This is a genomic window from Cupriavidus sp. GW822-FHT03E04 (assembly GCF_058801495.1).
The window spans coordinates 13,348-32,945 of record NZ_JBXANI010000023.1; the positions used below are offsets into that span (position 1 = coordinate 13,348).

At 61.9% G+C, this 19,598-nt stretch carries 13 protein-coding genes and 1 pseudogene; 8 read left to right on the forward strand and 6 right to left on the reverse strand.

Annotated elements, in window-relative coordinates; translation table 11 throughout:
• The first annotated feature begins 14 nt into the window (after positions 1-14).
• The 3 genes from AC1RQC_RS29035 to AC1RQC_RS29045 are packed head-to-tail and all read left to right on the forward strand — an operon-like array spanning position 15 to position 3,716.
• Entirely contained in the window at positions 15-971 is a 957-nt protein-coding gene (locus AC1RQC_RS29035; protein WP_174425320.1) for an ABC transporter permease, read from the forward strand.
• Positions 968-1,846, forward strand: coding sequence for an ABC transporter permease (locus AC1RQC_RS29040; RefSeq protein WP_492808854.1), 879 nt, complete (start codon positions 968-970; stop codon positions 1,844-1,846). Before AC1RQC_RS29035 ends, AC1RQC_RS29040 begins: the two co-directional genes overlap by 4 nt.
• Before the next feature lies 1 nt (position 1,847).
• Positions 1,848-3,716, forward strand: coding sequence for an ABC transporter ATP-binding protein (locus tag AC1RQC_RS29045; protein WP_492808856.1), 1,869 nt, complete (start codon positions 1,848-1,850; stop codon positions 3,714-3,716).
• Between the two features lie 476 nt (positions 3,717-4,192).
• Here the strand turns inward: AC1RQC_RS29045 and AC1RQC_RS29050 are convergent, their stop codons facing one another.
• Genes AC1RQC_RS29050 through AC1RQC_RS29060 form a run of 3 tightly spaced genes read right to left on the reverse strand, consistent with a single transcriptional unit; the run spans position 4,193 to position 10,006 of the window.
• Positions 4,193-5,656, reverse strand: a complete 1,464-nt coding sequence (locus AC1RQC_RS29050) for an efflux transporter outer membrane subunit (RefSeq protein ID WP_492808857.1) — start codon at positions 5,654-5,656, stop codon at positions 4,193-4,195.
• A complete protein-coding gene (locus tag AC1RQC_RS29055) occupies positions 5,653-8,814 on the reverse strand; it encodes a multidrug efflux RND transporter permease subunit (protein ID WP_492885386.1) in 3,162 nt (1,053 codons plus the stop codon). The genes AC1RQC_RS29050 and AC1RQC_RS29055 overlap by 4 nt, the downstream gene beginning before the upstream one ends.
• Before the next feature lie 40 nt (positions 8,815-8,854).
• Entirely contained in the window at positions 8,855-10,006 is a 1,152-nt protein-coding gene (locus AC1RQC_RS29060) for an efflux RND transporter periplasmic adaptor subunit (protein ID WP_492885388.1), read from the reverse strand.
• A gap of 268 nt (positions 10,007-10,274) precedes the next feature.
• Here AC1RQC_RS29060 and AC1RQC_RS29065 point away from each other — a divergent pair, with 268 nt between their 5' ends.
• A complete protein-coding gene (locus AC1RQC_RS29065) occupies positions 10,275-10,805 on the forward strand; it encodes a TetR/AcrR family transcriptional regulator (RefSeq protein WP_492808862.1) in 531 nt (176 codons plus the stop codon).
• Positions 10,806-11,507: 702 nt separating this feature from the next.
• On the forward strand, positions 11,508-12,725 hold the full coding sequence (locus AC1RQC_RS29070) for an alginate lyase family protein (protein ID WP_492885389.1): 1,218 nt from the start codon (positions 11,508-11,510) through the stop codon (positions 12,723-12,725).
• A 25-nt stretch (positions 12,726-12,750) separates the two neighbouring features.
• Here AC1RQC_RS29070 and AC1RQC_RS29075 read toward each other — a convergent pair whose 3' ends face one another.
• Entirely contained in the window at positions 12,751-13,113 is a 363-nt protein-coding gene (locus AC1RQC_RS29075) for a DUF1304 domain-containing protein (protein ID WP_492808867.1), read from the reverse strand.
• Between the two features lie 664 nt (positions 13,114-13,777).
• Positions 13,778-14,080 (reverse strand): ProQ/FinO family protein, encoded by a 303-nt coding sequence (locus AC1RQC_RS29080; protein ID WP_492885391.1) that lies wholly within the window; start codon positions 14,078-14,080, stop codon positions 13,778-13,780.
• A gap of 2 nt (positions 14,081-14,082) precedes the next feature.
• Here AC1RQC_RS29080 and AC1RQC_RS29085 point away from each other — a divergent pair.
• Positions 14,083-14,246, forward strand: a pseudogene (locus tag AC1RQC_RS29085) (IS6 family transposase); the annotation flags it as partial.
• A gap of 763 nt (positions 14,247-15,009) precedes the next feature.
• A complete protein-coding gene (locus AC1RQC_RS29090) occupies positions 15,010-15,987 on the forward strand; it encodes a Bug family tripartite tricarboxylate transporter substrate binding protein (RefSeq protein WP_492885481.1) in 978 nt (325 codons plus the stop codon).
• Between the two features lie 323 nt (positions 15,988-16,310).
• Here the strand turns inward: AC1RQC_RS29090 and AC1RQC_RS29095 are convergent, their stop codons facing one another.
• Positions 16,311-17,525 carry an ABC transporter substrate-binding protein gene (locus tag AC1RQC_RS29095; protein ID WP_492885393.1) on the reverse strand — a complete coding sequence of 405 codons (1,215 nt, stop codon included), beginning with the start codon at positions 17,523-17,525 and terminating at the stop codon, positions 16,311-16,313.
• A gap of 153 nt (positions 17,526-17,678) precedes the next feature.
• Here AC1RQC_RS29095 and AC1RQC_RS29100 point away from each other — a divergent pair, with 153 nt between their 5' ends.
• Positions 17,679-19,211 (forward strand): amidohydrolase family protein, encoded by a 1,533-nt coding sequence (locus AC1RQC_RS29100; RefSeq protein ID WP_492885395.1) that lies wholly within the window; start codon positions 17,679-17,681, stop codon positions 19,209-19,211.
• Positions 19,212-19,598: the final 387 nt, after the last annotated feature.

Consider the following 19,598-nt stretch of genomic DNA (forward strand, 5'->3'; position numbering starts at 1 on the left):
ACCGGCAGACGCTCATGAATCTACTCATTCTCAGACTTCTCGCGACGCGCCTGGGCGCGGCCGTGGTGTCGCTGGCAGCCGTGTCTGTGCTCGTGTTTGCGATTACCGCCTTGCTGCCGGGCGACGCCGCGCAAGAGCAGCTTGGCCAGGCCGCCACGCCCGAGGCCGTCGCCGCGCTGCGTCAGCAGATGGGACTGGACAGCCCCGCGCCGGTACGCTACTTCAGGTGGCTTGGCGGCGTGGTGGCCGGGCAGCCGGGGGATTCGCTGGTGAGCAAGATGCCGGTGGCCACGCTGATCGGCCGCCGCCTGCCGAACTCGCTGATGCTGGCGGCGGCCACCGCGCTCATCTCGGTGCCCGTGGCGCTGCTGCTCGGCATCGCGGCGGCGGTATGGCGCGGTACATGGTTCGATCGCGCGATCAGCGTCGGCTCGGTCGCCGTGGTCTCGGTGCCGGAGTTCCTGGTGGCCACGCTCGCGGTGCTGGTGTTCGCCGTGAAGCTGCACTGGCTGCCGGCGCTTTCCAGCATGAGCGACGTCTATTCATTCGGGCAGATGCTGCGCGCGTTTGCGATGCCGGTGCTATGCCTGTGCCTGGTCATCATTGCCCAGATGGTGCGCATGACCCGCGCGGCGGTGATCGACCAGCTACGCATGCCGTATATCGAGATGGTGCGCCTCAAGGGCGCTTCCCCGGCGCGCACGGTATTGCTGCACGCCCTGCCCAACGCGGTGGGCCCTATCGCCAACGCGGTTGCGCTGAGCCTGTCCTACCTGCTCGGCGGTGTGATCATCATCGAGACGATTTTCAACTACCCCGGCATTGCCAAGCTGATGGTCGACGGCGTTTCCCAGCGCGACATTCCGTTGGTGCAATCCTGCGCCATGATCTTCTGCGCCGCGTACCTGATGCTGGTCACCGTCGCCGACGTGTTCAGCATTGTCTCCAACCCTAAACTGCGCCACCAATGAACCACGCTCTCACTCCCGCAGCGAAGGATGCCGAGGCCGTCCTTCGTCCGCGCCGTTTTCCGCGCCTGTCGGCCACAGCCTGGATCGGTGCGGCGATCGTGGCGTTCTGGCTGGCCATGATCGTGTTCGGCCCCGTGCTCGCGCCATATGACCCCGGCGAGATGCTCAACGGCGTCGACGTGTTCGCGCCGACGAGTCTGGCGCACTGGTTCGGCACCGATTATCTCGGTCGCGACATGCTCAGCCGGGTGCTGATGGGCGTGCGCTACACGGTTGGTGTGGCGCTGATCGCCACGCTGGTTGCCAGCGGCCTGGGCGTGACGCTGGGCTTGCTGGCAGCCGTGAGTAACCGCTGGATTGACGGGGCGCTGAGCCGCAGCCTGGATGTGCTGGTGGCGATTCCCAGCAAGATGTTCGCGCTGGTGGTGGTGGCAGCGTTCGGCTCGTCGATCCCGACGCTGATCCTCACCGCGGCCCTCGCCTATACACCCGGCGCGTTCCGCATCTCGCGCTCGCTCGCGGTCAATATCAACACGATGGACTATGTGCTGGTGGCGCGCACCCGAGGCGAGGGGCTTGCCTACATCATGCGCCGCGAGATCCTGCCCAACATCATGGGCCCGGTGCTGGCCGACTTCGGCTTGCGCTTTGTCTACGTGGTGCTGCTGCTGGCCGGCATGAGCTTCCTGGGGCTGGGTGTGCAGCCGCCGTTTGCGGACTGGGGCTCGCTGGTGCGGGAGAACATCGGCGGCCTGGACCAGGGCGCCGTGGCCGTGATCGCCCCGGCCATTGCCATTGCCACGCTGACCATCGGCGTGAACCTCCTGATCGACAATCTTCCCGGGCACGCACGGCGTGACGAGCAAGGACACTGAGATGAGCGCGAACCAGTCCAATCCGTCTGGCCTGTCCAGCGCTTCCAGCGATCTGGTTGAAGTCAGGGACCTGCATATCGTCGCGAAGGCGGCGGACGGGTCCGAGCAGACCATCGTCAACAAGGTTGGTTTCTCGATCGGCAAGGGCGAAGTCCTGGCGCTGATCGGGGAGTCCGGCTCCGGCAAGACCACCACGGCGCTGGCGTTGATGGGCTATGCCCGGCAGGGCTGCCGCATCGCCGGCGGCCATATCCGCATCGGGCAGACCGACGTACTCGCACTGTCCCCACGTCAGTTTTCGGCATTGCGCGGCCGTACGGTGGCCTACATCGCGCAGAGCGCGGCGGCATCGTTCAACCCGTCCAGGACGATTCTCGACCAGGTGGTCGAGGCTGCGCTGATCCACAAGGTCATGCCGCGCAGCGAGGCCCAGAAGAAAGCTATCGCACTGTTCCGCGATCTTGCGCTGCCCGATCCGGACCATATTGGCGAGCGCTATCCCCACCAGGTGTCCGGCGGGCAATTGCAGCGCCTGATGGCCGCCATGGCATTGATCACCGATCCGGCGCTGGTCATCATGGACGAGCCGACCACCGCGCTGGACGTCACCACGCAGATTGAAGTGCTGCGCGCGTTTCGCAGCGTGGTGCGGGACCGCGGCACCACGGCGGTCTATGTCACGCACGATCTCGCCGTAGTCGCGCAGATCGCGGACCGCATCATGGTGCTGCGCCGCGGCGACCATCAGGAAACCGGCTCCACGCAGCAGATCATCGAGGCGCCCACGCACGAATACACGCGCAGCCTGCTGGCGGCCGCCAGGCCGCTGCCGCATCCGGCCACGTCCGCCGCGGAGCCGGCGGCACAGCCACTGCTGCGGATCGCCGCGCTGGAGGCCGGGTACGGCCGGCCCGGTGCCGACGGCTTGCCGGCCAAGCGCGTGCTCTACGACATCAACCTGAGCGTGGGGCGCGGCCAGACCATCGGCGTGATCGGCGAGTCCGGATCGGGCAAGACCACGCTGGCCCGCGTGATCGCCGGCCTGATGCCGCCGGCGCGTGGCGAGATCACGTTCGACGGCAAGCCATTGCCACCGGAACTCGCACATCGCAGTCGCGAGCAGCTGCGCCGCATCCAGATCGTGTTCCAGAATGCGGATACCGCGCTCAACCCGGCCCAGACGGTCGAAGACATCTTGTCGCGGCCGTTGCAGCTCTACCACGGGTTGCGTGGCGACGCGCTGCGCCAGCGCGTCGCGAAGCTGCTAGGGCTGGTCCAGCTACCGTCCAGTGTGGCGCAACGCTCGCCGCAAGGCCTCTCGGGCGGGCAGAAGCAGCGCGTGAACCTGGCGCGTGCCCTGGCGGCTGAGCCGGACCTCATCCTGTGCGACGAAGTCACGTCGGCGCTGGATACCGTGGTGGGCGCCGCTATCCTGGAGCTGATGGCGGAACTCCGGCGCGAGCTGGGCGTGTCGTACCTGTTCATCAGCCATGACCTGAACACCGTGCGCTCGATCTGCGACGAGGTGGTCGTGATGTACGCCGGCCGGGTTGTGGAGGTGGCGCCGCGCGATGCGCTGGCTCATCCGCCGCATCATCCGTATGCCGAGCTGCTCAGCGCTTCCGTGCCCCAATTGCGGCTTGGCTGGCTCGATGCATTGGCCGTCAAAGCTACGGAGGCCGGCGCGGGTGCGCCCGCCGCGGGTTGTCCGTTCTTCGATCGCTGTCCGGTGCGTATCCAGGGTGTGTGCGATGCGCAGACGCCGCCACGCCGGCAGATCGGAGGCGAGGTGGAAGTCTTGTGTCATCACACGAGGGAAGATCTGTTGGCGCTGAGTAGGGCGGCCATAGCTGCGTCCGCATTGAATTGAAGGTTGTGAAGGTTGGGGTGAAGTGCATATGCCAGCGCGGACAGGCCATTGGGGATGCACTTGTGCAATGTGTATGGTTTTCAGCCCGCGTCGGCGGGCCACTATGACAAACCAAGATTGCGGCCGCATTCCATGACACGCCTTCCGCCGATGCAATTCTCGTCAAGCTCGGTAGATTTTGCGAGCGAATCAACGGAGCACGACACTAGCCACGGGTGACGCTTGTCTCAGGCCTATACAGCGAAGGACAATGGGGCCGCTCTTGAGGCTGGGCAGAATGGAATCTCCTTGGGTATTGGTATCGTTTGACTGCCGTCGAGATCAAACAACGGACCCGGCTGACGTCGCGAACAGCGGGTGGCGCTGTGTCATCTGATCATGTGCGGCCCTCATCCCCGGCTGAATAACCGGAGGCCGCACCTAGTCCCGTGCAGCCAAGACGCCAGAAGACGCGGTTGAGACTGGCCGTCGCATTCTCACCGCTCCTTGATATGCGTCGTTTTGTCCTGGGCCGCCGCCTCGGCACGCCAGCCGCCTCCCAATGTTCTGAACAAGGTCGCCAATGCGATCTGTCGCTGCGCGCCCACTTCGATCAGTGCGGTCTGGTTGAGGAAGTCGCTGCGTTGGGCGTCCAGGTAGCGCAGGTAGTCGTCGACTCCGGCACTGTAGCGTGCCTGGGCCAATCGCAGCGCTTCCTGGCTGCTTTGCACCAGCGCGCGCTGCGACGCTTCTTCGCGGCGCAGCGTGCCGGTGGCTGCCAGTGCGTCGGAGACTTCCTTGAAGGCAGTTTGGATGCTCTTCTCATACGCGGCAATGGCCATGTCCTTCCTGACCGTGGCCAGATCTAGATTGAAGCGGTTGCGGCCACCGTCGAAGATTGGCAAGATGATCTGCGGAGCGAAGGACCAAGCGCGCTGCCCCGCACTAAACAGGTCCACCAGGTCCGCGCTAGAGTTGCCGAACTGTCCCGTCAACGTGATGCGCGGGAAGAACGCTGCGCGCGCGGCACCGATGCTGGCGTTGCGTGAGCTTAGTTGATATTCCGCGGCCCGGATGTCGGGACGGTATATCAGAAGATCGGAGGGAGTTCCGGCGGCAATATCCTGTACCAGGAGAGAGCTGGTGGCCGGGTACTTCGACAGGTAGGCACTCAGGTCTCTCACACCCACCAGCAGGCCAAGTGCGTTGCTGGTTTGCCGGAATTCGCGATCGATGCGCTCCAGTTCGACCTTCGCTTGTTCTGTCAGCCCTAGCGCCTCTTGGTAGTCCAGCGCCGTCGCTGTTCCGGCTTGACGTCGACGCCTGATCAACCCTAGCGAGGCCTCCCTGGACTCCAGCGTCTGTACGGTCAGGACATATCGATGCTGCGTGCTGTCGCGCATTAGGTAGGTCTGGATCACTTCGGCTACCAGGGTGATTTGAACACCGCGGGCGGCTTCTTCGGTGGACAGGTATTCCTGCAGCGCCGCTTCCGACAGGTTGCGCACGCGGCCGAACAAGTCGAGCTCGAACGCTGTCAGCCCGACTCCCGCCTGGTAGCTTTCCTGGATCACCGTGCGTCCTGAGGCACCCAGGTCGGCGGGCACACGTTGCCGCGCGCCGCCGCCCTGCGCACTGAGTCCCGGTAGTTGGTCAGCGCGTTGCACGCCGTACTGGGCGCGTGCCGCCTCAATGTTGAGCAGGGATTGTCGGAGGTCGCGATTGTTGTCCAGCGCTAGCTCGATCAGTTTGCGCAACCGTTCATCGGTAACGAAGGTTTGCCAATCCATGGTGGCCGCGGAGGGGGCCTGCGTAGAGTTCTTTTCCGCGAAACTCCATTCCTCAGGAATGGGCGCTGCAGGACGTTGGTAGGTCGGTGCAAGCGAGCAGCCCGCAAGCACCAGGCTCGCGGCCAGCGCGCACAGCGGCAGATGTTTGGAGATGGTTTTGATGGGTTTCATTCCGCGCCCTCGTGGCTCGCTGGAAGCGCAGGCTCATTGGGTTGTTGCTTCTGCATCTTCTTGCGCGCGAACAGCGACAGCACGGAGACGAAAAAGATCGGGACGAAGATCACGCCTAGCAGGGTAGCGGTCAGCATGCCGCCAATCACGCCGGTGCCGATCGCCCGTTGGCTGGCCGCGCCGGCGCCGGTGGCGATTGCCAACGGTACCACACCGAGGATGAATGCCAGCGAGGTCATCACAATGGGACGAAAGCGCAGCCGCGCAGCCTCGATCGCCGCTTCGACCAGCGTATGGCCTTGCTCGCGCAGGTCCTTGGCGAACTCCACGATCAGGATGGCGTTCTTTGCGGCCAGACCGATGATGGTGATCAGTCCGACCTTGAAGTAGACATCGTTAGACATGCCCAGCACCGTCACGGCTAGCACCGAGCCCAATGCGCCGATCGGAACGATTAGCATCACCGAGACAGGGATGGCCCAGCTCTCGTACAGAGCCACCAATAGCAGGAACACCACCACAATGGCCAATCCGAACAGGAATGGTGCCTGGGCGCCGGCGAACTTCTCTTGGTAGGACAGGCCGGACCACTCGTAGCCGATACCCTCGGGAAGCTCGGAGACAATGCGCTCGATTTCGGCCATCGCTTCACCTGTGCTGTGGCCTGGGGCGACGTTGCCAGATATCTTGAAGGCGGGATATCCGTTGTAGCGCGAGATCTGGACCGGGCCGGTCTCCCAGGCAATGGTGGCAAAGGCGCTCAGCGGCACCTGTTCGTCGCTGGAGTTGGGCACGTTGAGCTTGAGGAGGCTCTCGGGTGTCATGCGGTCACTGACATCGGCCTGCACCACTACGCGCTGCAGGCGACCGGCATTGGCAAATTCGTTGACGGTAGCCGAGCCGTAGGCGCTGGAAATCGCATGATTGATGGTGTCGAAACCGACGCCCAGTGCCTTGGCCTTCTCCCGGTCAATGTTCAAGCGCAGTTGCGGCGCGTCTTCCAAACCTTCCATCATCGCGTAGAGGAAGACCGGCGATGTGTTGGCCTTGTACAGCAGCGTATCGCGGGCGGCCATCAGTGCCTTCCGGCCGAGTCCGCCCCGGTCTTGCAGGCGCAGGGAGAAACCACCGGAGTTACCCAGGCCTTCGATGGGCGGCGGGTCCACAGCCATCACCTTGCCATCCGATAGTCCAGCGAAATGCGTGTTGAAGGCCGCCACCTCGTCCGAGGCCGACTTCCCTTTTCCACCACGTAAGGACCAGTCCTTGAGTGTAGGGAAGCCCAATCCGGCATTCTGGCCGGTGCCGGAGAAGCTGAAGCCCATGAGCAGGGTGCTCGAGGCCGTGCCGTTACGTGCCATTATGTAGTCCTCCAGCTTCTTCACCACTGCCTCAGTGCGTGCATGGGCAGCACCGGGGGGCAACTGCACGTCAACGACGTAGTAGCCCTGGTCCTCGACTGGCACGAATGACTCAGGCAGTCGCGTATAGAAGAATCCCAGCACCACCACGATGCTCGCGTAGATCATCATGTAGCGCCCGGTGCGCCGCAGCAGGCGCGAGTTCATGCGCTCGAAGTGGCTGGTAAGCAGGGCGAACTTGCGGTTAAACCAGCCGAAGAAGCCTTTCTTCTCGTCGTGGTGGCCCCGGGGAATCGGCTTGAGCAGGGTGGCACACAGTGCGGGGGTCAGGGTCAGGGCGAGGAAGCCGGAGAGCAGGATCGAGACCGCCAGCGACAGCGAGAACTGCTGGTAGATCACACCCACTGACCCGCTCATGAAGGCCAGTGGCAAGAAAACCGCAGACAGTACCAGGGTGATGCCCACGATGGCGCCGGACACCTGCTGCATTGCCTTGACCGTGGCGTCGCGCGGCGACAGTCCTTCGTCAGCCATGAGCCGCTCGACGTTCTCCACCACCACGATGGCATCGTCGACCAGGATGCCAATGGCGAGCACCATGCCGAACATGGTCATCATATTGACCGAGAAGCCCAGCGCGTACATCACCGCCAGCGTGCCCAGCAGACACACCGGCACCACGACAGTGGGCACCAGGGTATAGCGGAAGTTCTGCAGGAACAGGAACATCACCAGGAACACCAGCACCACTGCCTCGACCAGGGTGTGGATCACCTTTTCGATGGCCACGTCGACGAAGCGCGAAGTGTCGTAAGGCACCGAGTACTCGATGTTGGCCGGGAACGTCTTCGACAGTTCCTGCAGGCGGGCCTTGACGGCCTTTGCGGTCTGCAGGGCATTAGCGCCAGGGCTCAGCTGCACGGCTGCCGCTACGCCATTCCTACCGTTCATGCGCGAGTCGAAGTTGTAGTTCTGGCGGCCAACCTCCATGCGTGCGACGTCCGCCAACGTCACCTTGGAGCCGTCGGCGTTTGCACGCAGCACGATCCGACCGAACTCGTCGGTGTTGTCCAGCGTGCCCTTGACGGCGATGGTGGCGGTCAGCTCCTGTTCGGCGCCGCCTGGGCGGCTGCCGAAGGCCCCAGCGGGCACCTGCGTGTTCTGAGCGGCAATTGCGGCATTGACGTCCGCCACCGACAGCCCGTAGCCCAGCAGCTTCTGCGGATCGATCCACACCCGCATGGCCGCCTCGGCCGCGAAGAACTGCAGCTTGCCAACGCCGGGCACGCGGCGGATCTCATTGTTGATGTTGCGCGCGGCGTAGTCCGCCAAGCCGACCACGTCTTTGCCGGCAGCGTCCCCTTTGTAAGTCAGGGAGTAGATCATCAGGAAGCCGGCGCTGGCCTGCTCCACCTGAATGCCCTGTTGGGTGACCGCGGTGGGCAGCCGGGCCTCTGCCTTCTTTAGACGGTTCTGCACGTCCACCTGGGCCAGTCTCGGGTCGGTGCCGGGCTGGAAGGTAACGACGATCTCGCCGATGCCGGAGGAACTGCTGGACGAATCGTAATACAGCAGGTCCTTGGCGCCGTTGAGCTCCTCCTCGATGACACTGATCACCGAGTCGACCACGGTGCTTGCCGAGGCACCGGGATAGGTCGCGCTGATCGTGATCTGGGGGGGCGCGACTGTCGGGAACTGGGCGACCGGCAGCGACGGGATCGCAAGCAGGCCGGCGAGAGAGATGAAGATTGCGACGACCCACGCGAAGTTGGGTCGATCAATGAAAAACTTGGGCATGCTCGATCCTCGCGAATGCGCGCGTTGGCGGCGTTTGGGTTCAGTTGCGCGCATCGCTGAGAGAGGGGGAGGCGGCTAACTTGCCTGCGGGAGCCGTCGCTGCGGCGACGCTGACCTTTGCGCCTGGACGGACCGCAGTGACACCACCGACGATTACCCGTTCGCCCGGCTTCAGGCCTTCGAGAACGTGCCAGTCCGAGCCACGCATCGCGCCGGTCCGAACTGGACGCGCTTGTACGACCTGGTCCTGGTCCACGACCAGCACCTGCGCCTTACCGTCTGCGCTACGCTGCAGGGCGCGCTGAGGCACTAGGATTGCCTCCGGATCGCTACCCTGACTGGTATGCACGCGTACGTACGCACCGGGCAATAGCAGGCCGTCTGGGTTGGCGAACTGACCGCGCAATGAGACTTGGCCAGTGCCACGGTCCACGGTGATGTCGGAGAACAGCAGTTGCCCGTCGCGTTTCTGATCCGTGCCTTCGAGGGTGATCGAGATGGGTGCGCCCTTACCGCCGTGGGCCGCACGACCGTCGGCCAAGGCGGCGCGCATGCGCACCACGTCGGCAACCGGCTGCTTGAAATCGGCGTAGATCGGATCGAGTTGCTGGATTGTCGCCAACGCAGTGGCCTCGTTGTGCCCAACCAGTGCGCCTTCAGTCACTAGAGCCCGGCCGATGCGCCCGGAAATGGGTGCTTTGACCGTGGCGTAGTCCAGATTCAACTGAGCCGTCTCGACATCAGCCTGGGCCGACTGCCGAGCGGCCTGCGTGCTTTTGAACTTGGCCTGCGCGGCATCGAAGTCCTGTTGGCTCACGGCGTCGATCTTCACAAGCGGCTCGTAGCGCTTGACCACGGCCTGGGCTTCGAACAACGCGGCCTCTGTTTTGGCCAGTTCGCCTTGCGCCCGCGACAGCGTTGTCTTGAACGGCGCCGGATCAATACGAAACAGCACATCACCAGCCTTTACATCGGCGCCCTCTACGAAATGGCGCTTCAGCAAGATCCCCGCCACGCGAGCACGCACCTCGGCTACACGGACCGGCTCGATACGCCCAGGCAGGTCGCTGGCCAGTTCGAATGGTTGCGGCTGCACTGTCACAACTTCGACGGAAGGCGTTGCGACGTTCCTAGCATGGTCCACCGCCTCCCCACAACCGCTTGCCAACACCGCCGCAGCGAGCGCAATCATGGGTCGCCACCCCCCTCTTTGTCGTTCGATGATCACTGGAATCCCTCAGACTGGAAATGAAAAATTATGCGTCAAATAGTACTTTAAAATTCCTAATGAATCAAAATAGATTCATTTGATCAAATAATGTTGACGTTTGACAAAAACCATGAACAAGATTCGTTACTGAGATGAGACTATGCGGACGGCGGCTCAGAATGAGTCAAAAGAGACTCATTTGATCTACTATCAAATCTTTGAGGAATGAATGACGGCTCCAAGCGCGCAAATGGAAGACAACAGGCTCCTGGCCTCCCTGGCACTTGCGATGGTCGAGCGACCGCGCGCCACCCTGCAAGAGCTGGCCAAAGCGATTGGCGTCAGCAAGGCGACGCTCTACCGTTTCTGTCGCAGCCGCGAGCAGTTGGTTGAGCGGCTGATGAGGCACAGCGCCACGCTTATCACCGAGGCTATCCAGACGGCGGACCTGAATGCGTCGCCCCCGCTGGAGGCGCTCAAGCGTCTGATCACCAACAACCTGGAACATCGGGAGCTGATGGCATTCCTGATGTATTACTGGAAAGATGCCTCGGCCGAACCGAGTGCGGAGGCCGATTGGGAGAACGCGCTGGACGCGTTCTTCCTCCGCGGGCAGCATGAGGGCGTGTTTCGCATTGACATCACAGCGCCCGCACTGACCGAAATCTGGGTCTCCATCCTTATCGGGCTGGTGGATGCCGAACGCCGCGGCCGCGTCGCCAGAGCTGGTATGGTGGCCTTGGTGGAGCGCGTGTTTCTCAATGGCGCGTCCGCCGCGTGATGTCTATTTCATCCTAGGTACGCATGGCCGCTGCGATAGGCAGCGGATGCGCCGAGAGTGGGCGAGCAATTCCGGATGGATGCCCAGATGGATGAACAAGCCACCCGTGAGGGCATCCAGGATGCTTCCACGGGAGCTGGCCATGCAGAGCAGCGACTGGCCAGAACGCGTGGCGACGCACAGCCGCTGTAGGAGTAACTGCATTTGGCTGCAAATCGAGCGCTGCCGAGGGCAGCGTCACGGCCAAAGGGCTGGATTACAGCCTCAAAAACCGAGCGGTGCTGACGCGCAACCTGCTTGTGCTGCATGACGGCCCATAACATGTAATAGCAGTCGCTCCAACCTCGTGCCGATAGGTTTGCAGCGTGGCGGAATCCCCGACACTGCCGGCCGAGACGCCGTGCTTCCGCATCGACCACTTCGCGCTGGACGTTCCCGCCGACCTGCCGGAGGCCGTGCGTGCCCCTGGTGTGCGGATTGCGCTTACACCCCATCTCCGGTACCGGCTCGTCGGCCAAGCCATCCGCGTGGGGACCTGAAAGGTTTTAGCATCACAGCTGACCAACGGCTTGTTGCCCTCTTCCATATCTTCCATAGCCAAGGGGAGAGGACAACCTGATCGCGCGTGCCAGTAAACCTCTACGCTGCCACCAGCGTTATAGGGGTTCTTCCTCTTGTGGGCCAACGCCTTTTGGAGTCATCGTGCAGTCTTCAAAGTCCACTCTCCGCCGATTCCCACGCTTCGCGACAATTGGCTGCGCGGTCCTTGTGACCTGCGTCCTTGTCGGTTCCAGCCCGAAAGCGCTGGCAAACGACGCCCGTCCATTTGTACATCCAGGGATGCTTCACACACAGCAGGATTTCGACCGGATGCGCGTCAAGGTCGCTAGCGGGAATCAGCCCTGGGCCGCCGGCTGGCAGAAGCTCGTCACCAATCGACATGCGTCGCTGGGTTGGAGACCGAACCCGGAGCCGATCGTATATCGGGGTGCGGACGGGCAACATGCGGAGAACTATGCGGCGCTCTTCAATGATGCCGCAGCTGTCTATGCCTTGGCATTGCGCTGGAGGATTTCAGGCGACGACACATATGCCGACAAGGCAGTCGGGATTCTGAACTCCTGGTCATCGACTTTAACCGCCATTGACGGCACGTCGGACAAGTTCCTGGCCTCGGGGATCTATGGCTACCAGCTAGCGAACGCGGCAGAGCTTCTGCGGGGCTATTCGAACTGGAACCCAGCCGACTTCCGCCGCTTCCAGGCCATGATGCTGGCCGTCTTCTATCCAATGAACCACGACTTCCTGGTTCGCCACAACGGCGCGAAGATCGACCACTACTGGGCGAACTGGGACCTCGCGAACATGAACTCGATGCTGGCCATTGGCGTGCTCGCGGATCGCCGCGACATATACGATGAGGCGATCGAGTATTTTAGGCATGGCGCTGGTAACGGTTCCGTTGGGCACGTCGTGTGGAAAGTCCACAATGACGAAATCGGGCAGGTGCAGGAGAGCGGACGTGACCAGGGACACACCATGCTCGACATAGCGCTGCTTGGTACGTTCTGCCAGATGGCATGGAGCCAGGGAGACGATCTGTTCGGTTATGACGGCAGTCGCGTCCTGCTTGGCGCTGAATACGTAGCCCGTTACAACCTTGGCCACGACGTGCCCTACACGCCGTTTGCTAACAGCGATGTCACGCAGGCGACGATCTCAAACAAGTCTCGTGGCGATACGCGCCCGATCTGGGAACTGCTGTACAACCACTATGTGGTACTCAAAGGCATGAACGCCCCCAATGTGAAAGCCTTCGCAGAGAAGGTGCGGGTGGAAGGTGGTGGCGGTGACTATGGTCCTAACAGCGGGGGTTTCGACCAGCTTGGATATGGAACGCTGACTTTTACCTTGAAATAGGGGGGTACTTCCCCATAAGCTGGCGTCAGGTAAATCCGCGGAGCGCCAGCGCCAAGACTGCAGGTATCGTCTGTACCAAGACGATACGGCGGCTGATGGTGATGCCGCCCCAAATGCCCGCCACTGCCACGCAGATTAGCCCGAACATGGAGAACGCCGTTGCCACAGTGGCATCGCGCGCCACCAGCCCCAGTACCAGAGCCGCCACCAGGAAGCCGTTGTACAGGCCCTGGTTGGACGCCATCGCAGCAGTTTCGGCGGCTTTCGCGGGTGTCATGTGAAATACCTTCGGCCCGCGCGTCTTCCACAGCGCCATTTCCAGAACCATGATATAGGCGTGGATCAGCAGCACCAGCAGGTAGGCGATTAAGGCGAAGGTTCGGAGCATGGCATTGGTCGGCAGATTGGATGGGCCAATGATAGCGGCACCTCGCGTGCATGGCCATGGTTTCGAGGAGCGGCGGCGGCTGATGCAGGCCAACCTAAGCGCGGCAGGGCATGTGCCTACCCGGGGGCACGATGTAGATGCTGCTGGCGGTCAAGCAGGTCTATTGGTTGCCACTGCGTGCGCTTCACGCCCGGAGCTTGTGCCTCCTGGCATCCCCGGCATTGTCGGTGCCCAATTACTCGAGAATGAGCTGTCGCGCACAAGACTGGTGCGGTCAGCCGACGGTGGATCGCAACGATGAGCTACTGCGCCTGGCGGTCGAGAGCAGGGGGCGCTGTTCGGTGAAGGCGAATGGAAGGTGTGCAAGCACCGCCAGTCGAAGCGGCGCAGTTGGCGCAAAGTGCATCTGGGATTGGCCGTCAAAACTGGGAATGTGCGCGCAGCCGTTATGACGCACGGGGATGTGGATGATGCCAGCAGCGTTGCTGCGGCTTGCAGGATCAGATTCCACCGACGAGAACATCGAAGTCCTCGGTGGTGATGGCGCTTACGACACGAAGGCAGGCCAAGTGGCGATCGCCGCGCGTGGTTCCGTGAGTGCCGTCGGCGCAGGAACTCCGCGCCGACCGCACTCCACCACAAATCAGTCGGGCTTAGACGCAGTCTAGGATTGAGAAAGCGCTTGCGCCGCATGATGGGCTTGCAGTTGCTGTGCCTGTTCTGCATCGGCCTTTAAAACATGTCCCGCCTCCTGACCCGTCAGGTCCACACGCGGGGCGCCATCCACCAGGCAAGTCCGATAGCGGGTGCCGCGGCACAAGTTCCGGATTGCGTCACGCACAACCGCCTTTGGCAGGCCAAGTTCCTGTGCGTGCTCGACAAGGTCGTTGAAGATGCAGATCTTGAACGCTACCTTGGGCGCAGCATTCCTTGGAGAGGTTTGTGGGAAGCGCTTTTGCAGCTTCATGATGGTTTGTGGCAGCGGTTCGATCAGCTCAAGATTGTCAAGGACTCGCTCCGAAAATCACTACGCTGGCCGGCTACGCGGCGTCGCACAGCGCGGTGCGCGAAATGAAGAGTTGCTACCTGAGAACACAACGTTACAACCGTCAACGTACTTGAACAGATTGATCTAGCAAGATCATAGCAACATGAGGTCTAGTGCTCTCTCCCGCAAGAAGCTACATTAATGACGCGAGGTCCGACTCAGCAACGGAGCTGCGTAACGCAGCCAGTCCGGCCGCCTTCACGACTTCTTGCGCTTCGTTGGCACCGCCCGACGCCGCTGCGCCGACGGCTTGATGGGGCGCGGCCAGTGTGCGGGGAGAATGCCACGCGGCCGCGTGCAGAGTACTTACGCGGCCTGTCAGGAAAACGACGTGACGCCGTTTGCATTATCGCATTCCCAATAGGGCTGCTCCGGCGCTATCGAGGCGGATGAGCCCGGCGGAAGGTACCGCCAGCTCAGATGCCGGAAGTTAGCGGCGGGAGCCAGTGAGTATTCAACTGCTTGAGCTACCGTATTCATGCACATTCCCGATCCGTAAGCGCTCATGAAGGCGTGTTGTGCACGAGATGGGTATCGTCGTCGCGACATATTGGCTGCACATAGTTCCTATGCCGTAAATGGAGTCGGCGGAGCGACGGATGGATTGTAGCTATGCCCGAGTCTAGTCAGGCACCACCAACGCAGTGCCAGTTTGCGGTAGTTGTGGGTGTGTTCCTAGTTACGCATCTTCCGTATGCGCGGCATAACGGACGCGTTCGAGGTCGAGTATGAGGATCGATATTCGTTCTTTTTCGTTTGCCGATGCGAAAAGACCGTTAGACTCGCCCCCAACCGAAAATATGGCTGATTTCCCGCCAACGCGGGGAACTGTCGATACCAATCCTGATATGACGCATAGATTCCGGGCGAATGTATCTTTTGCCATCATGTTTTCCGTCCTGAGTGCCGGCGCTTTGGCTCAGACATACCCATCTCGCCCCATCCATATGGTTGTGCCTTATCCGGCGGGTGGTGCTACGGACATCCTGGGTCGCTTGCTCGGCAAGAAGCTTGGCGAGTTGCTCGGGCAGCCGGTCGTGATTGAGAACCGAGCTGGTGCGGGCACGGTCGTCGGCGCAAACTATGTCGCCAAGTCCGCGCCCGACGGCTACACACTATTGATTACTGCTGGCACAACCACCCTTACCATCAACCCGGCCATCCAGTCAAAGCTTCAGTACGATCCGGTGAAGAGCTTCGAGCCCATCGGGTTTGCAACGCGCCTGCCGCTGATAGTGATTGCCAATCCTTCGTTCCCTGCGAAGACCCTGAAAGACGTCGTCCAGGCGAGTAAGACTACGCCTGGCAAGCTCAACTATGGTTCGTTCGGAGAGGGAAGTACGGCGCATTTCGCGGGCGAACTGTTGTGGTACGCAGTAGGCGAAAAGATCGTCCATGTGCCATACAAGGGTAGCGCTCCAGCCATGAATGATCTGATCGGCGGACAGATTCCGCTTGCTATCGACACGGTCACTGCAGCGGCGCCGCAGATCAAGGCGGGTACCGTGAAGGCGATTGCCGTCACCACAAAGCGCCGCTCGGCGCTGCTGCCGAATGTGCCCACCGTGGAAGAGCAGGGTTATCCCGGCGTCGATGTCGATGCCTGGTCTGTGCTTGTAGCACCGAGAGGCTTGCCGCCGACAGTCAAGGCACGGCTGGAGAAGGCGTTGTCCGACACGGTCAACGACCCCGCCATCCAGAGACAGCTGATCGCGAATGGTTTTGAACCCGCCTATGGCAATGCGGCATCGGCGTCGGCCCTTATTGAGCGGGAACTCCCGCAAATGCGGGCCATTGCGCAGCGGGCCGGCATCCGCATTGACTGACGTGGACATGCTATTCGAGATCGCGGAGAGATTGCTGAAATAGGCGTCTGGGGCTTGGGGCGCGAGCGCTTTTCCACACGGCATCGGAACGCAGCGCGTAGATGACGAGAATAGTGTGAGCGGTCTACCCGGGTACCTGAGAACCGCAAGTCCCAACTAGTTTTTCTCCCCGTTGCGGTTGACCGGTAGGACTATCGCGTTGCATTGTGCTAAGTGATGGCAAATCCTGAGGCTACGGAGTATCGCGCCGTCGAACTGGCCTAGTTGTTGCAGTAGAAACAATGTCCGCACATTGCGTTTCGGGTGCTGCCACGCTGGCGCTCCTATTTTGCCGCGACAGGTCGCGCTGCGGCATCGAAGAGCGGCCAAACAGCATCCAGGCCGAGATCCTTGATGGCCCGGTTCACGTAGCGGTCGTCAGTCCAGGCATTCACGTCAAAGCGGCTTCGGATCAGCCTGAAGCGATAGGCGTCTTCCATCGAGCGCTGGTTGGACGCACGCACATAGTCGTCAAAGCGCGGTGAATGCCGATGGGTAAGGGGAGTCCCTCGCAGTTCCTCGTCGTAGATCGCCGCGGGAATGCTCCCCGAAGAGGCCCAGAGTTTCAGCACTTCGCCACGATGCGCTTCCTGCGAGGCGTAGCTGGCGGCGCGGACCAGCGCGGCAACCACGCGCTGGGTTAGCTCTGGGTAGGTGCTCGAGAATTTGTCTGTCACCAGCACATGGCCGTTCCCACTCGCAACTGGATTGTTGCGTGTGCTGTAGATGATCCTGGCCTGTTCCCGGGACTCAAGCACCTTGAGGTTCAGCGTGCCGATGATCGCATCGAGGTCACCGGTCTGGAACGCCGCCAGCGAACTGGCGGGCTCCAGGTTGATCGCTTTGATATCGCGCTCGCTCATGCCATGTTGCTCCAGAATCCGATCCACGGCGAGCTGCGTGGCCGTGCCTTTGTGAAAGCCCACGCGCTTGCCGCGCAGTTCGGCAATCGTCTTGATGACGGAGTTCGGGCGCACTGCAACATAGCTGTAGCCGCGCGTGCTGGCCACCATGACCAGTTTGGCCTTGATGCCGACCGAACGCCCGATCACGGATGGCAGGTCGCCCAGCGTGGTGAAATCGAGCTGCTCGTTGGTCAAGGCCTCGTTGACCTGCGGACCTTGTCCCTTGAAGAAGATCCATTGCACCTTGATGTTGTCCTTCTTCAATTCCTCCTCGATAAAGCCCTTGGCTTGCGCTACCGCCAGCCAGCCCGTGCCGACGCGCGGCGGCGTACCTACGCCCGCGTTGGAAACCCCGAAGCGCACCTCGGCTGGCAGCTTCTCTGCAAATGCGGGAGCCAGAACCAGCATCAGTGCAAGCACGATAAGACGGTGGAGCAACACAGGCAGCCTAAGCGCGATCATGTTGTTTGATGGAGGACAGTGGTAAGGAAGGCCGCTGCAAAACGCATGCCTGCCGGCCAGCCGGAGATACGGCCTTTGCGCGCTGAAAGATGCTTCGATCCGGGCAGGGATCGTGCGCGCAAGTGTTGTCACCGCAGCAGCGCGGAGGCCCCGCGGACGGGCATGTGCTACCTGATGGATGAAATCGCGGATGGCATGAACTATGCAAACAGGTCCGCGGGCCGGCACCATCGTCCCTTTTCGACTGGGCTTGCCGTGCTATCCAATTTAAATCGGAGATCCCACATGAACGACCGTCTCAGCCGGTACAACGCATCGCCGTCGGTGGCAGTGAAGGCTGCCCTCGACTATCCCGTCATCGACACCGACGTCCATACCAACGACTACACCCCGGCGCTGGAGGACTATGTGGCGAATTACGGCGGCGTGAAGCTGGTCGACGCTTTGCGCAAGGCATCGGCGTCCCGGCGCCGCACGCAAGAAGGTGTCGGCAACGGCAAGAACTGGTACGAGCAGACGCCCGAGGAGCGCCAGTACTACCGTACCATCCGCTCGCCGTGGTGGGCACGCGTCACGCGCAACACGCTGGACGTGGCCACCTATCACTTGCCTGAACTGCTTTACGAACGGCAGGCCGAGCAGGGCTCGGACTACTCCGTGTTGTTTCCCAATAACGTGTTGGCGCCACTGGCAGAGAAGGACGCCGACATGCGTCAGGCGCTGCAGCGTGCGGTCAATCACTACCACGCTGACCTCTACCGCAAATACAGCGACCGCCTGACTCCGGTGGCCGGCATCGCGCTGAATACACCGCAGGAAGGGATTGAAGAGTTGGAGTTCGCCGTCAAGACGCTGGGCCTCAAGGTGATCAATATCAGCGGCGGTGTGCGCCGACCCATCAAGGCCATCGCCGACAAGTATCCGGCGGCGGAGCATCCGGAGGTGGCGAAGTATGCCTCGTACATCGACTTCTACGGTATCGACAGTGAGTATGACTACGACCCCTTCTGGGCAAAGGTGACCGAATTGGGCGTGCCCGTCACCACCCACTATGGCAGCCAGGGCTGGACCGGCCGCAGCTCGATCAGCAACTACATGAACAACCACATCGGCCATTTCGCCGATGCCTCGGAGGCGTTCGCCAAGGCGCTGTTCTTTGGTGGTGTGACGTGGCGTTTCCCGAGCCTGCGTGTGGCCTTGCTAGAAGGCGGTGCGGCTTGGGGCGCCAATGTGTTCATCCACCTGATCGACCGTTTCGAGAAACGCGGCCTGGAAGGGCTGAAGCAATACGATCCCGCCGCCACGGACCGTGCCTTGCTCACGGACTTGTTCCGCCAGTACGGCGCGGACCTGAGTAAAGGCCGCTCTATCGAGGGCGAGGACCTGATCCGCGATACGCTAGGCGCGGCTTACACCAGCGGCGCGCGCCAGCCCACCGGCACGGAACTGGAAGACTTTGCCGCTGCGGGCATCAACAAGCCGGAGGACATCCGTGACCGCTGGGTGGACAATTTCTTCTTCGGCTCGGAGTCCGACGACCGCACTATCGCAGCGGCATTCAACGACAAAGCGAACCCGCTAGGGGTCAAGATCAATGCGATCTATTCCTCCGACGTTGGCCACTGGGACGTACCTGATCTGCAGCATGCCTTGTCAAATAGCTGGGGGCTAGTCGAGCAAGGCATCCTCAGCGCGGAGGACTTCAAGGCCTACGTCTTCGGCAATCCCTACAAGTTCTACACGCAAGCGAATACCAGCTTCTTCGACGGTACGGTGGTGGCGCAGCAACTCGGAGCCGGCGCTGTATCGCGAGGTTGAGTCTTGCCGGGCGGTGCCTATGTATTGGAAACCGCCCCCGCGTCGCAGCACTGGAAGGGCCTGGTACCAGCCAGGTCGAACCTCTCGCGCGCCGGCGTGCGCATAGAGCACGGCCTGATTGTCCCACCAGATCAGGTCGCCTCACCGCCATCGGTGCGCATCGCGGAACGGCGGCTTGGCAATATGTGCGTGGTGCCGCCCGATCGGGGCGTGGCCAGCGTCTGCTTCGATGCCGTGCAAATCTGCACCCCCACCGCGAGGAAGGGAGGAGCAAAGGACTGCCTGGTTCCAGATCGGTTCGTGTCAGTCTCCGGATCGTTGTTGGCTCGCCCACGCAAATCCCCAGCCATCCGTGCTTGCTACCGCGTCCGGCATGCCCGGCCGCTT

What these genes read in the sequence shown, in the direction of transcription:
- AC1RQC_RS29035 (WP_174425320.1), top strand. Translation starts at nt 15, where the DNA reads ATGAATCTACTCATTCTCAGACTTCTCGCGACGCGCCTGGGCGCGGCC.
- AC1RQC_RS29040 (WP_492808854.1), top strand. Translation starts at nt 968, where the DNA reads ATGAACCACGCTCTCACTCCCGCAGCGAAGGATGCCGAGGCCGTCCTT.
- AC1RQC_RS29045 (WP_492808856.1), top strand. Translation starts at nt 1,848, where the DNA reads ATGAGCGCGAACCAGTCCAATCCGTCTGGCCTGTCCAGCGCTTCCAGC.
- AC1RQC_RS29050 (WP_492808857.1), bottom strand. Translation starts at nt 5,656, where the DNA reads ATGAAACCCATCAAAACCATCTCCAAACATCTGCCGCTGTGCGCGCTG.
- AC1RQC_RS29055 (WP_492885386.1), bottom strand. Translation starts at nt 8,814, where the DNA reads ATGCCCAAGTTTTTCATTGATCGACCCAACTTCGCGTGGGTCGTCGCA.
- AC1RQC_RS29060 (WP_492885388.1), bottom strand. Translation starts at nt 10,006, where the DNA reads ATGATTGCGCTCGCTGCGGCGGTGTTGGCAAGCGGTTGTGGGGAGGCG.
- AC1RQC_RS29065 (WP_492808862.1), top strand. Translation starts at nt 10,275, where the DNA reads ATGGAAGACAACAGGCTCCTGGCCTCCCTGGCACTTGCGATGGTCGAG.
- AC1RQC_RS29075 (WP_492808867.1), bottom strand. Translation starts at nt 13,113, where the DNA reads ATGCTCCGAACCTTCGCCTTAATCGCCTACCTGCTGGTGCTGCTGATC.
- AC1RQC_RS29080 (WP_492885391.1), bottom strand. Translation starts at nt 14,080, where the DNA reads ATGAAGCTGCAAAAGCGCTTCCCACAAACCTCTCCAAGGAATGCTGCG.
- AC1RQC_RS29090 (WP_492885481.1), top strand. Translation starts at nt 15,010, where the DNA reads ATGACGCATAGATTCCGGGCGAATGTATCTTTTGCCATCATGTTTTCC.
- AC1RQC_RS29100 (WP_492885395.1), top strand. Translation starts at nt 17,679, where the DNA reads ATGAACGACCGTCTCAGCCGGTACAACGCATCGCCGTCGGTGGCAGTG.